Here is a 12,467-nt window from a genome sequence, read left to right on the forward strand (position 1 = left end):
CTACGTTCGCGTTGCGGTCAGGGCCTCGCGGCCGAGATCTTCGCCGACGATGCTTTGGCCGTCGCTGGTCAGCGGTCCAGACATGGTCGACGGCGTCACCGGCCCACGGCCACGCCCGCGCCGCCGCGAATCGACCAGCAGCGACGCCCGCGGATCGATCCACGCGTACGCGAGATCGATGATCAGGTTCACCAGGATGACCATCGTCGCGATGACGAAGACGCACGCCAGCACCAGCGGAAGGTCGCGTCGTTCGATAGCCTGGATGAACAGGCTGCCGATTCCCGGCCAGGCGAAGATGGTCTCGATGACGACCGCGCCGTTTAGGAAGCTGGCCAGTTCGTCTCCGCCGACGGTGATGATCGGGATCAGGCTATTCTTCATCGCGTGCCTGCGCACGATGCGGCCCTCGGACATGCCCTGTGCCCGCAGCGTCACGATGTAGGGCTTCTGCATCTCCTCGACCAGCGCCGACCGCGCCACCTGAGCGAGTCGGCCTACGGGCCGAAATGCCAACGTGAGCGCGGGCAATAGGACATATTCGAAGCCGCCGTAACCGGAGGTGGGCAACAAGTGCAGCTGTACACCGAACACCAGGATCAGCATCAGCCCCAGCCAGAAATCGGCGATCGAAACGCCGGCAAGCGACACCGCGGTGAGGATTCGGTCCAGCAGGCCGTCAGGCCGGAGTGCCGACAACACACCGAGCCCCAATGAGATCGGCAGGGCGATGATGAACGTGGTCACCGTCAGTAACAGCGTCGCGGGCACCCTCTCCAGTACCAGCGGCAGCGCGGGCACCTTCTGCCAGATGGAGGTTCCGAAATCGGCGTGCAACCAACCGGAGAACGACCGCCAGAACTGCTCCCACAGTGGATCATCGAGTCCGAGTGACGCCCGGGTGTCGAGATACAGCTGATGGCTCGCCGACGGCGGCAGGATCAACCGGGCCGGGTCACCGATCTGATTGACCAGAATCCAAACCACGATCAGGACCGCGAGCAGCACGAGCACCGCGTGCACGATCCGCTTGAGCATGTATCTCGCCAACATCGCCGGATCTCCTCAGTAACTCCCCGACTGAACCGCCACCGGCTGCTGCTCGGGTCGGGCCGCGGCCAACTGGTCACGCGCCGCTGCGGCGATCAGCCCCGCGTCCGAAAACACGGTGACGAAATCGAATCCACGCTCGAGGTAACCTTTCGCCACCGCACCCGCAGGGGTATGCATGCCGACGGCTACGCCGTGACGGCGGCACGCATCGGCGATCGACTGGATCGTCTCGCGGACCACCGGCGCCGTCGATCCGGGCTTCTCGCCGAGCGCGAGGGCCAGGTCGCTGGGACCGATATAGACGCCGTCCACTCCTGGTGTCGACACGATCGAGTCGAGATTGGCGAGTGCCGAGGCGGTTTCGATCATGATGATGCACGCCACGTCGCCCAGCACCTCCGGATCGGTGCTGCCCATCACGTCGCGCGCCCGAATCGGGCCGTACGACCGCTGGCCGGCGGGTGGAAAGCGGCAAGCCTGGACCGCGGCGATCGCGTCGTCGCGCGTCTCGATCATCGGGACCACCACGCCGAGCGCGCCACCGTCCAACGCCGACATGATTGCGGCGGGCTCGTTCCACCGCACCCGCACGATCGGAGCCGCGCCCGACGCGCTGATTGCCTGAATCATGGGAAACGCGGTCGAGTCGTCGATCATGCCGTGTTGCTGGTCGACACAGATGTAGTGGTATCCCTGCCTACCGAAGATCTCCGCGGCGAACGGGTCGGGCAGGGTGCACCACGCACCAAACACCTGCTCGCCCCGGCGCATCGCGGCGGTCAGCGGGTTCTCGTAGCTCATGTCTTCACTTTCTTTGATCGAGTTGCCGGGCACCGCTTTCGCTTGCCCGGCACCCGGTCGGTCAGTTGTTGAGGGTCATTTCCTTGAGCAGGATGAACCCGTCGATACGGGGCTTCCAATTGAGCCGTTCAGCCAGCCCGAAGTTGAAATTGGGCTGCCCGATGGGCACCACGGGCACCTGGTCGTACACGAACTTGGCGATGTTGGCCAGCGCCTGCTTCCTGGCGTCGCCGGAAGTGGTGACGGCCTCGGCGAACATCTTCTCCAGCTCTTGATTGCAGTACGCCGAGGTGTTGCCCCCGCAGGTGTAGTACGACACGATGCTGCCGGAGTAGTCCATCAGCTCCTGACCGTGCTGCTGCAGGCCAAGCAGTGTCCGCTCCGGCGGAATGTTGTTGTAGCCCATGGTCCACTGCTGTTCGAAGGCCGCCGTTTCCTGCGTCTCGCTGGTGACGCCCGTCATCCCGATGGATTTCAGGCTCTCGGCGATCAACTGCACGATTTCGCTGGCGCGCAGAATGTAGCCCTCGCGTGCCGATACCGTGATCGGTTCCGTGACATCGACACCGTCTGCCTTCGCCTCGGCGATAAGAGCCTTGGCACGCTCGGGGTCATAGGGGTACGGAGGCAGGTCGGCGTATCCCACGGCGGACGGGCCGACGATCTGTCCGACGACCTTACCGCCGCCCAGGATGTCGTTCATGATCTGCTCTTTATTGAACGCCATCGAGATGGCCTGGCGCACACGCAGATCTGCCATAACCGCGTTCTTGGTGTCCATCCGCAGGATCACCGTTTCCACCGTCGGTGTCGATTCGCACTTTGGCGCCGCGTCGCACTGCTCCTTGGTCAGCTTGGGCGCCAGGTCGGCCTCGCCGCGCTGCACCATCGCAGCACGCACCTCGGTCTCCGGCCGGAACACGTAGGTGGCCTTGGTGATCGTCTGCTTACCGCTGGAGTCGGCTGCGTCCTTCCCCCACCACTCGTCGTTGGGCACCAGGACGATGTTCTGGCCACGGTCCCATTTATCGAGCTTGTAAGGGCCGGTGCCGACCGGGCTGGTCTCGTAACTGCCGAGATCGTCGGTGACCTGCTTGGCAGACGGAATCGTGACGAAGTACAGCCGCGTCGGGAGGATCGGGTCAGGTGACGCGGTCTTGACGTTCAGCGTGTACTTGTCGACCGCGCTGGCCTGGATCTCCGGGCCGAGGAAGGTCCGCATCGGGAACGCGTTCTTCTGGTCCAGCACGTAATTCAACGACGTCGCAGCCGAGTTCGCATCGAACTCCGAGCCGTCCGTGAACTTCACGTTCTGGCGCAGGGTGAACTGCCAGTTCGTCGGGTCGATCTGCTTCCAGGACAGAGCCAGTTCGGGGACCAGGTCGTTGGTCTTGGGGTCACGGTTGATCAGCGCTTCTTCTATATTGCGCAGGATCGGATGCCCGTCGTTGGAGTAGGCATTCCAGCTCGCCAGCGTGCGCGGTTCTTCGGGCAGCGCGATCGTCACCTCTGTACCGGTGCTGCCACCCCCGCCGCCGCCTCCGCCACCCGAACAGGCCGCCAGCACGAGGGCGATCGCCATGAAGACGCCTGCGAAACCGGCTCGCGCACGGCGCCATCGGCCCACCGGCCCCATTGCCGTTCGTGAGTTCACGTGGTTCTCCTCTCTGAGTGTCGCGAACCATCGCCGTCCTTGGCGAATCTTTGGGTAGCCGCCGCATACGACGGCTGCCGGTGACCGGCGTCGCCGGCCAGCATCTGGAATGCGGCGACCATCCCGCGGTCGGCCAGCGGCTCCGGCGTCAGCGCCACCTTGGCGAGCCGCAATGCGAGCGGGCTCTTGATGGCAAGCTCCGCGGCGAGTTCCCTGGCGGCCACGAAGTGGTCGCCGGCCGGCGCCAGCCGGGTCACCAGCCCCCGCCGCTCGGCCTCCTCGGCGCTCACCCGGCGGCCGGTGAAGATCCAGTCGGTCGCCACGCCGACCCCGACGAGGCGTGGAAGACGTTGCAGGCCACCGGATCCGGGCAGGCTGCCAAGCGAAACCTCGGGCATGATGAACACGGCGTCAGCGCCTGCCACGCGGAAGTCGCAGGCCAACGCCAGTTCCAGCCCACCGCCCACGCAATAGCCCTGGATCGCCGCGATCACCGGCTTCGTACATGCGGCTACGCGGTTCTTCGTCGCGAAATCCAGCGCCACATAGTCTTGTTCGGCTTGACCGGTGAGCTGTCCGATTTCGGCGAGGTCGGAGCCGGAACAGAACGCACGGCCCTCACCGGCGATGACGATGGCGCCCACGTTGTCGTCGCGTTCCAGTGCGACGATCGCGTCACCGATGGCGACGTGGCTGTCCGAGTCGAGCGCATTCAGCACATCGGGTCGGTGCAGCGTGATGACGGCGACCCGGTCCTGGCTGATCTCGACCGTCGGCAGTTGGTTGCTTCCGGTCATGACGTTGCTCCCGCGTCCGCGGCGGCTGAGGCCGCGGCCAGCCGGCGTTGCGCCAATCGCTCGCGCGCCACGACAGGGTCGGGTTCGGGCACGGCCTGCATAAGCGCGATCGTGTAGGGGTCGTGCGGATCACTGTAGATCTGTTCACGCAAGCCGATTTCCTTGATCTTGCCGCCCTGCATGACCACGATGCGGTCGCACAGATGGCGGACCGTCGCCAGGTCATGGGCGATGTAGATCATCGTCAACCCGAGTCTTTCCTTGAGGTCGGAGAACAGGTTGAGGATCTGCGCCTGAATCGACACGTCAAGCGAAGCCACCGGCTCGTCACAGATGAGCAGGCTGGGCCGGACCGCGAGCGCACGCGCGATGCCGATGCGTTGCCGCTCCCCGCCGGAGAAAGCGGCCGGGCGCCGGGGCAGATGATCCGGGCGCAGCCCGACGAGTTCGAGCAGCTCGACGATCTCGTCGCGCACCTTGGCGCGCTTCTCCTTCGGCCGGTGGATGTGGATGCCCTCGGCGATGATGTCCTCCACGCACATCCGGGGGTCGAGCGACGAGTAAGGATCCTGGAAAACCATCTGTGCCCGCGCGCGGTACTCCCTGATCTTGCGCCTGCCGAACGACAGCACATCTTCGCCCTCGAACCGGACGACTCCCGAGGTCGGCTCGATCAGCCGCAGGATGCATCGTGCCGTCGTGGACTTACCGGAACCCGATTCACCGACCATGCCGACGGTTTCGCCTCGATTGACGGCGAAACCCACCTCGTCGAGCACACGGGTGGCGTGTCGGCCCGACCCGAACTCCTTGACGAGGTTCTCGACCTCGATCACCGTGTTGGTCATCGCAATACCCCCGGTTGTTCGGCAAGCCAACTGGAGCGATGGCAGGCGCTGGGGTGGGAGCCGTTCGGCGGGGTCAGCAGCGCCGGGGCTTCGGCGCGGCAGATATCTGCCGCGTAGCGGCAGCGCGGGTGAAATGCGCACCCGGACGGAAGGTCCGACGGTGACGGCGGCCGCCCGCCGATAGTGGCAAGTTTGTCCGGAATGTCCCCGGTGATTCGCGGTAGCGATTGCAGCAGGCCCAGCGTGTACGGGTTGATCGAGCGGTAGTAGAGCTCGTCGGTGGCGCAGCTCTCCATCACCCGGCCCGCGTACATGACCATCACCCGGTCGGCGAACCCGGCGACAATACCGAGGTCGTGGGTGATGAAAACGACCGCGACGCCGCGCTCTTCGGTCAGCGAGTACAGCAGGTCGACGATCTTGGCCTGCACTCGAACATCCAGTGCGGTGGTCGGCTCGTCGGCGATCACCAGCCGCGGCTCCGCGATCAGTGCCATCGCGATCATCACGCGCTGCCGCATACCACCGGAGAACTGATGGGGGTAGTCGCCGTAACGACGGTTTGGGTTGGGGATGCCGACCGCGGCGAGCATATCGAGCGCTCGCGCCTTTGCCTCCTTGCGGCTGACGCCGCGGATGCGCAGCGGCTGACACACCTGGTCGCCTATCGTGCGGACCGGGTCCAGCGACGACAGCGGATCCTGGAATACGTACGACATCTCGGCGCCGCGCAGGGCCCGCAGCTCGACCGCGGGCATCGTCAGCACGTTACGGCCGTCGAACTCGATGCGACCGGTGATGGTGGCGGTGGGCAGCAGGCCGAGCAGCGCCTGGGCCGTCACGGACTTGCCTGAGCCCGATTCCCCGACGATCGCGACCCGTTCGCGCGGGGCGACGGTGAGGTCAAGACCGTTGACGGCGTGGACAAGACCGCTCGGGCTGCGGAACGAGATTGTCAGATCCTCGACCTTCAGCAACGCGGCCGCGGTGTCAGAGGTGTGCGGCCGCGCGCCGTCGGCGATGGCTGTGGTCACTACCCTTCTCCTCCCGTGCCCGCAACGGGTTCCAGGCCGAGTTCGCGCCGGATCTTCTCGGTGTGCTCGCCGTGCTGTGGCGGCGCCGTGTGCTCCTTGAGCGGCGTGCCGTCGAAACGCGCGGGCGGAGCGACCAACCGCAGCGGCCCGTCGGGACTGTCGACGGTCAGCACCCGCCCGGTCGCGACCACCTGCGGATCGTCCACCGCCTCCCGCAGCGTGTTGACCCGGGCCGCGAAGATATCCGCGGGTTCCATCACGGCCAGCCACTCGTCGGTGGTGCGCGCCTTCAGCGCCTCCTCCAGGATCGCTTCCAGCTCAGCCTGATTCGCCGCGCGTTTCGAATAGGTGTCGAACCGGGCGTCCGCGGAGAGGTCCGGCAAACCGACGATCTCGCAGATTTCGCGGATCTGCCTGCCGCTCGACAGCGCCAGGTATCCGTCCTTGGTGGCGTAGAAGCCATACGGCGGCGGGATGTACCCGTGACCGTGCATCGGCGTGACCCGGGCGGGCTCGTCGGCGCCGTTGTTGAGCATGTGGACCAGGTGTTCGCCGAGCGCGGCCAATGCGCTGCCCAGCAAGTCAACCCAGATCTGTTGTCCCTCACCGGTGCGTTCGCGGTGCACCAGTGCCGCGAGAACCGCCGCGGCGCCGTTGAGTCCGCCGAGCACGTCGGAGATCGACATACCGATGGGTGTCGGCCTGCCATCGGCGGATTCGTTGATGATGCCGATCCCGCTCATCGCCTGGACGAGCACGTCCTGCCCTGGCTTGTTCACCCGTGGCCCGTCCGGCCCGTAACCCGACGCCGACACGTAGACGATGCCGGGATTCAGTTCCCGGCAATGGCGATAGCCCAGGCCGAGGCGGTCCATCACACCGGGCCGGAAGTTCTCGTAGACGACGTCGGCGGTACGGACCAGCGCCTGCATGGTACGCAGTCCATCGGCCGATTTGAGATCGACCGCGATCGAGCGCTTGTTGCGGTTATTCGCCAAAAATGTTGCGCGGTAGAGCGAATCGGGCGGTTCACTGCCATCGCTCGCATACCGCTCATCGGGCCTACCGTCGGGGGTCACCGCGACGGGTCGCTCGATCTTGATCACGTCCGCGCCGAAGTCACCCAGCATCTGGGTGGCGTAGGGGCCCTGGACCCGTTCGGTGAAGTCCACCACCACGATGCCGGCCAATGGGCCGCTCATCGCACACCTCCCGGCCCGGGCTGGAAGGACACGAACCGCACCTCGGTCATCTCGTGGGCGGTGAAGGACGGTCCTTCGCGGGTGTTGCCCGACTCGCCAACGCCGCCGTACGGCTGCTGATCCAGCCGGGTGGTCGGCACGTCATTGACGAGCACACCGCCGAAGTCCAATTGCCTCATCGCGCTGAGCGCCAAGTCGAGATCGCGGGTGAAAACGCCGGCCTGCAGGCCGTAGACCGTTTCGTTGGCCAGCGCGAAAGCCTCTTGGCGCTGGTCGTATTCGAGGACGGTCAGGACCGGTCCGAACACCTCCGACTCGCGCAGCTTGGTACCGAGTGGTGCCTGGTCGATGACGGTGGGCCGCAGGCACTCGCCGACGAGCTCTCCGCCGGCCACCACGGACGCGCCGGCTCCAGACGCCTCGTCGATCCAGCTCTTCACCCGTTCGGTCGCGACCGGTGCTATCAACGGACCGATGTCGGTGGTGTCGTCGAAGGGATCGCCCACCACGAGGGCGTCGGCGTATTTGCGCAGTGCCGTGAGCAGCTCGTCATGCACCGACCGGTGCGCGATCACGCGTTGCACCGAGATGCAGCTCTGGCCCGACGTCGAGTACGCGGCCTTGGAGATCCTCGCGGCGGCGTCGTTCACATCGGCGTCGCCCGCGACGATCACCGGCGAGTTGGAGCCGAGTTCCAGGGCTACCTTCTTGCGATATGCCGTCGCCGCGATGCCCCACCCCACCTGGCTGCTGCCGGTGAAGGTGATGAGCTTGGGGATCGGATGCTCGACCAGCGCCGGTCCTGCCGACGTGCGGTCGTCGGTCATGATCGTGAGCCAGTCTTCGGGAAGGCCTGCCTCCACGAGCAATTCGCGCAACGCCAGTGCCGTCAGCGGAGTCTGGTGCGCCGGCTTGAGCACGATGGCGCAGCCGGCGGCGATGGCGGGCGCCACCTTGTGCATGACGGTGTTGAGCGGGAAGTTGAACGGTGAGATCGCGGCCACCACACCGATCGGCAAGCGCACCGCAATCGCGAGCTTGGAGACCCCGGTGGGCGTCGCCTCGGTGGCGACCTGCTCGCCCGTGAGCGTTCGGGCCACCGCCGCCGAGAAGCGAACCGTCTCCGCGGCACGCCCCACCTCGCCGCGGGCATCGCGAATCGCCTTGCCACTCTCCAGGGTTATCAGCCCTGCGAGCTGTTCCTGATCACGCTCCAGCAAAACCGCAAGGGTGTCGAGGACGCGGGCGCGCTGCCATTGCGCCAGACCACGTTCCTGCGCGCTCGCCGCGGTACGGCACGCGGCGGCCACTTCGTGTGCGCCACATGCGGCCACCCGTCCCACCACCGCACCGGTGAAGGGGTGCCGAACCTCGACCTGCGCGAGGTCCGGGTGCTCCCCGACGTTGGTGGGCGCCGCGGCGATCGCGGCCTCGCGGCGGCTGACGGCGTCAGACTGAAGCACTTTGGGTTCCTTCCTTGGCGGAGGCGGTGCGCGCGTAGGTGGCTTGGGTGGAGCGGCCGCGCAGCCACGTGGCGATGATGTTCACGCTCAGCGTGGTGAACAGGATCGCCAGTCCCGGGACCGCGACGAGCCATGGCGCCGAAGTCAGATATTCGCGCCCCTCGGCGAGCATCAGCCCCCATGACGATTCGGGTGGCTGGATGCCCAGGCCGAGGAAACTCAGTGACGCCTCGGTCAGCATCATCACGGCGAGCTCGAGCGTGGCCAGAACGAGGATGGGGGCCGACAGATTCGGTAGCAGGTGTCGAACAATGATGCGCAGATTGGAGGCGCCGAGCGCCCGGGAGGCTTCGACGAAGAGCACCTCGCGCAACGACAGCATCAGGCCGCGCGACACCCTGGCGTACACCATCCATCGGGTGACGGCGAGCACGACCACGATGTTGATGAAGCTCGGTCCCGCGAGGTAGAGCACCAACAGGGCTATCAGGAGCGACGGAACGCTCATCTGGAGGTCGACGATGCGCATCACGACGTCGTCGAACCAGCCGCGGTAGTACCCGGCGATCAGCCCGACGACCGTGCCGATCAGTCCCGACACCAGCACGCTGGCAACACCGACCGTCAGTGAGATCTGTCCACCGAGCATCAGGCGCGACAGTTCATCGCGGCCGAGCGCATCGGTGCCCAGTAGGTGGACACCGCCGTCGGAGTGTGTCATCGGCGGCAGGTTCCGCAGCGACAGGTCCTGGGCGTAGGGGTCGAACGGCGCCAGCTGGTGGACGAACACCGCGCTGACGATCACGATTCCGAGCACCACAAAGCTCGCGGTGACCAATGTGTGGCTCCGGGCGAACCCGGCGAGCCCGCGCAGCACGGTCATGGCATCACCCCAGAATGGACACGCCGCCGTCGACGAACACGCCGACGCCGGTGATGAACGAAGCATCTTTGGACAGAAGGAATTCCGCGGCGGCGGCTTGCTCCTCGGGCTCGGCGAGCCTGCCGAGCGGAATGCCCGGCCGGAACTGCGCGAGCGAGCCCTTGAGCTTGTCCTCCAGAACCGTCGGCCCGTCGTCGCGCACCGCCTGTTCGATCATCGGCGTGTTGGTTACCCCGGGACACAGGCAGTTCACCCGTACCCCTTTGACGGCGAGTTCGAGCGCGATCTGCTTGGACAGGTGCAGCACGGCGGCTTTGCTTGTCGCGTATGCGGACTGGTTCATCCGCGCGGCCCCTGCCGTCACCGAGGCGACGGTGACGATCGCACCTTTGCCGGCGATGAGCTCCGGCGTGGCGGCGCGGATCGCCACCAGGGTGCCGGTCACGTTGACCTCCATGATCGTCCGCCACAGGTCCAGGTCAATTTCGGTGAAACCGGCTGCGGTCTGGCGGATTCCAGCCGCGGTGACCAAACCGTACAGGGAACCGAACTTGTGTACGGTCTCGGCGACGGCTGCGGCCATCGACTCCTGGTCGGTGGTGTCGGCGGATACGCCGATCACGTCCAGACCCTCGGCGCGCAGCCGGTCGGAGGTGTCAGCGACGGCATCGGGTTTGAGGTCCACGATCGCCACCCGGGCGCCCGATGTCGCGAAGCGGTGTGCCATCGCAGCGCCCATTCCGCCCGCGCCGCCGGTGATCAACACCGGCTCCCCGGAGAATCTTGCCGTCGGGACTGGTGCGGGTTGACTCACGCGGATTCTCCGATCTCGATGATTCCGGTTGCGGTGGTGGTGGTACGGCCGTCGACGTTCTCGGTCCACAACTCGAGGCCAATCTGCCCGACGGCCAGGTCCAGGCTGGCGACGCGTCCGCGGCACACAATCGGAGCGCCGACCAGGTCGGTGCCGGTGTACCGAGCGCCGAACGAGCGATACCACGCGCCCGCGCCTGCCCAGCCCTGACCGAGTTCTGCGAGGAACGCCGCCTTCAGTAGGCCATGCACGATGACGCCGTCGAAGCCGCGCCGCCGTGCATAGTCGACGTCGAAGTGGATACCTGAGAAGTCCTGAGCCGCACCGGCATAACGCACGAGCTGCGTGGGGGTGGTGACGTGCACCTTGGCGGGCAGCTGGTAACCGACGCCCGCAGCCGTGACGTGTTCGGGGATCATTTCTGACCTCCCGACTCGTCGACTCGGTAGCTCAGCACGTGCCCGCAGCGGCTGGTCGCGACGAGAGCCTGGCTGGCGTCGCGCATCTCGTTGACCCGGACACGGAACAGCAGCGTCCCCCGCGAGCCCTTCTTCTCGTAGACCTCGGTGTAGCGCGTGGTAACGGTGATGACGTCGCCGACGCGGATGGGGCGCTCATAGACGACTTCGTTGAACGCATTGCCGCCCCCGGTCATCGGGAAAGGCAGCTGATGCAGAAAGCCGTCGAGGTCGAGGTCGCGGCGCTCGACCGGATCGAGCGCGGCGAAATAGGTGGCAGGCGCGTCGCTGCTGGGTGTAGCACCGATGGCCTTTGCGAAGGCCTCGACGTCGTGAGACTCGACGCGATAGATGAAGCTGGCCGCGTCCTCGCCCAGCTTCACGGCCGCGCGCAGCCGGTCGAGCGGCAGCCCGTCCCCCGGTTCCGGCGCGAACGTTGCGATGCAGTCGCCGTCGACACTGGTCCGGTCGTCCTCGTCGCGGACCCAGATCGCGCATCGCAGCTCGTAGGCCCCGTCGGGCATCGGGGTGGAGCTCACCAGAGAGCCGCCGAAACGTAGCGGCCTGCCGACCGGGTCGGGCCGCAGATAGCGGGTGGAGACGGCGTGCACGGTGGCGTTGGGGCCGAGCCACTTGGCGAGGAGGCGGCGCAACACCGCCGCCTTCCATGGGCCGTGCACCACGGGGTGCTCGAACCCGCGCGCCTTGGCGACCTCGGCGTCGAAGTGGATTGGCGAGAAGTCGTCAGCGGCCGCGGCCCAACGCAACAAGTGCTCCGTCGAGGGCTCGACGGTGTGTTCCTCGAAGCGCCGCGGCGCTTGGGGTACGGCCGCGGTCATTCGACGCTCCCGACGTGAATGCTCGTCCCCGTCGCAGTGCCGACGAGCACGCCGCTCGTATTGGTGAACCGGGTCCGGTAATTCACCCGTACCAGGCGCCTACCGTCGCTGGTGGTGCGCTCGGCTACCTGCGCGATCTCGGATACTGCGTACAACGTCCCGTCACCGATCGCAGCCTGGTCGCACCACGCGCTGCCGCCATCGATGGACTGGGCGAAATTCGTCAGCCGTGGCAGACCGGCGTGCAGTGCGAATACCAGCGGGTCCGGGCAGATGTCGGCGATGCCCAGCGGAGCCGCGATATCGCCGAGCGCCGACCGCATCGCCGCCTGCAGTCGGCCGGCTCCGTCGCTGGTGACGCGACGCGGAGACGCGACATCGCCGACGCGGACATCGTCCAGGAAGTCCAACTCGACCCATTCGGCCTGGCTGGCCACGGCTTTTCTTGGCAGCGTCTGCATTAGGAATCGATTCCAAGACTGGCCGGAGAAAGGAGGTCGGAGCGGAGGATAACGGTCCCCGATCCGGGAGGTCTTTCCTGACCTATCAGAGCATTTCGATCACCGGCGTGTGCGGCCCTGCAGAACTTCAGGCTGACCAACTCCTTGGGAACCGTTTTCA

Annotated in this window: 13 protein-coding genes; all 13 read right to left on the reverse strand. The window is 66.3% G+C overall.

The genetic code is table 11. The features are described 5' to 3' along the window. The 13 genes from ACVWWN_RS24575 to ACVWWN_RS24635 all read right to left on the reverse strand — a co-directional run bounded on the left by ACVWWN_RS24575 (position 1) and on the right by ACVWWN_RS24635 (position 12,307). The gene (locus tag ACVWWN_RS24575; protein ID WP_457146175.1) at positions 1-1,053 is read right to left on the reverse strand and encodes an ABC transporter permease; all 1,053 of its coding nucleotides are present in this window, start codon (positions 1,051-1,053) and stop codon (positions 1-3) included. Between the two features lie 12 nt (positions 1,054-1,065). Beyond that, the gene (locus ACVWWN_RS24580; RefSeq protein WP_457146176.1) at positions 1,066-1,854 is read right to left on the reverse strand and encodes an HpcH/HpaI aldolase family protein; all 789 of its coding nucleotides are present in this window, start codon (positions 1,852-1,854) and stop codon (positions 1,066-1,068) included. 61 nt (positions 1,855-1,915) lie between these two features. Then, complete coding sequence (locus ACVWWN_RS24585) at positions 1,916-3,508, reverse strand: ABC transporter substrate-binding protein (RefSeq protein WP_457146177.1); 1,593 nt, start codon at positions 3,506-3,508, stop codon at positions 1,916-1,918. Further along, positions 3,505-4,305, reverse strand: coding sequence for an enoyl-CoA hydratase/isomerase family protein (locus tag ACVWWN_RS24590; RefSeq protein WP_457146178.1), 801 nt, complete (start codon positions 4,303-4,305; stop codon positions 3,505-3,507). The genes ACVWWN_RS24585 and ACVWWN_RS24590 overlap by 4 nt, the downstream gene beginning before the upstream one ends. Next, a complete protein-coding gene (locus tag ACVWWN_RS24595; protein ID WP_457146179.1) occupies positions 4,302-5,153 on the reverse strand; it encodes an ATP-binding cassette domain-containing protein in 852 nt (283 codons plus the stop codon). Before ACVWWN_RS24595 ends, ACVWWN_RS24590 begins: the two co-directional genes overlap by 4 nt. After that, a complete protein-coding gene (locus ACVWWN_RS24600; protein ID WP_457146180.1) occupies positions 5,150-6,187 on the reverse strand; it encodes an ABC transporter ATP-binding protein in 1,038 nt (345 codons plus the stop codon). Before ACVWWN_RS24600 ends, ACVWWN_RS24595 begins: the two co-directional genes overlap by 4 nt. After that, the gene (locus ACVWWN_RS24605) at positions 6,187-7,389 is read right to left on the reverse strand and encodes a CaiB/BaiF CoA transferase family protein (RefSeq protein ID WP_457146181.1); all 1,203 of its coding nucleotides are present in this window, start codon (positions 7,387-7,389) and stop codon (positions 6,187-6,189) included. The genes ACVWWN_RS24600 and ACVWWN_RS24605 overlap by 1 nt, the downstream gene beginning before the upstream one ends. Beyond that, positions 7,386-8,852 (reverse strand): aldehyde dehydrogenase family protein, encoded by a 1,467-nt coding sequence (locus tag ACVWWN_RS24610; protein ID WP_457146182.1) that lies wholly within the window; start codon positions 8,850-8,852, stop codon positions 7,386-7,388. The genes ACVWWN_RS24605 and ACVWWN_RS24610 overlap by 4 nt, the downstream gene beginning before the upstream one ends. Continuing rightward, entirely contained in the window at positions 8,839-9,735 is an 897-nt protein-coding gene (locus ACVWWN_RS24615; RefSeq protein WP_457146183.1) for an ABC transporter permease, read from the reverse strand. Before ACVWWN_RS24615 ends, ACVWWN_RS24610 begins: the two co-directional genes overlap by 14 nt. A 4-nt stretch (positions 9,736-9,739) precedes the next feature. Next, positions 9,740-10,549 carry an SDR family NAD(P)-dependent oxidoreductase gene (locus tag ACVWWN_RS24620; RefSeq protein WP_457146184.1) on the reverse strand — a complete coding sequence of 270 codons (810 nt, stop codon included), beginning with the start codon at positions 10,547-10,549 and terminating at the stop codon, positions 9,740-9,742. Next, the gene (locus tag ACVWWN_RS24625) at positions 10,546-10,968 is read right to left on the reverse strand and encodes a MaoC/PaaZ C-terminal domain-containing protein (RefSeq protein ID WP_457146185.1); all 423 of its coding nucleotides are present in this window, start codon (positions 10,966-10,968) and stop codon (positions 10,546-10,548) included. Before ACVWWN_RS24625 ends, ACVWWN_RS24620 begins: the two co-directional genes overlap by 4 nt. After that, the gene (locus ACVWWN_RS24630; RefSeq protein WP_457146186.1) at positions 10,965-11,846 is read right to left on the reverse strand and encodes an FAS1-like dehydratase domain-containing protein; all 882 of its coding nucleotides are present in this window, start codon (positions 11,844-11,846) and stop codon (positions 10,965-10,967) included. Before ACVWWN_RS24630 ends, ACVWWN_RS24625 begins: the two co-directional genes overlap by 4 nt. Continuing rightward, positions 11,843-12,307, reverse strand: coding sequence for a hypothetical protein (locus ACVWWN_RS24635; protein WP_457146187.1), 465 nt, complete (start codon positions 12,305-12,307; stop codon positions 11,843-11,845). The genes ACVWWN_RS24630 and ACVWWN_RS24635 overlap by 4 nt, the downstream gene beginning before the upstream one ends. Positions 12,308-12,467: the final 160 nt, after the last annotated feature.

The sequence above is a fragment of the Mycobacterium sp. URHB0021 genome, from assembly GCF_054057895.1.

Excerpts from the sequence above, each read along its gene's own strand:
- ACVWWN_RS24575 (WP_457146175.1), bottom strand. The coding sequence starts at position 1,053 with ATGTTGGCGAGATACATGCTCAAGCGGATCGTGCACGCGGTGCTCGTG.
- ACVWWN_RS24605 (WP_457146181.1), bottom strand. The coding sequence starts at position 7,389 with ATGAGCGGCCCATTGGCCGGCATCGTGGTGGTGGACTTCACCGAACGG.
- ACVWWN_RS24630 (WP_457146186.1), bottom strand. The coding sequence starts at position 11,846 with ATGACCGCGGCCGTACCCCAAGCGCCGCGGCGCTTCGAGGAACACACC.
- ACVWWN_RS24615 (WP_457146183.1), bottom strand. The coding sequence starts at position 9,735 with ATGACCGTGCTGCGCGGGCTCGCCGGGTTCGCCCGGAGCCACACATTG.
- ACVWWN_RS24580 (WP_457146176.1), bottom strand. The coding sequence starts at position 1,854 with ATGAGCTACGAGAACCCGCTGACCGCCGCGATGCGCCGGGGCGAGCAG.
- ACVWWN_RS24590 (WP_457146178.1), bottom strand. The coding sequence starts at position 4,305 with ATGACCGGAAGCAACCAACTGCCGACGGTCGAGATCAGCCAGGACCGG.
- ACVWWN_RS24635 (WP_457146187.1), bottom strand. The coding sequence starts at position 12,307 with ATGCAGACGCTGCCAAGAAAAGCCGTGGCCAGCCAGGCCGAATGGGTC.
- ACVWWN_RS24595 (WP_457146179.1), bottom strand. The coding sequence starts at position 5,153 with ATGACCAACACGGTGATCGAGGTCGAGAACCTCGTCAAGGAGTTCGGG.
- ACVWWN_RS24625 (WP_457146185.1), bottom strand. The coding sequence starts at position 10,968 with ATGATCCCCGAACACGTCACGGCTGCGGGCGTCGGTTACCAGCTGCCC.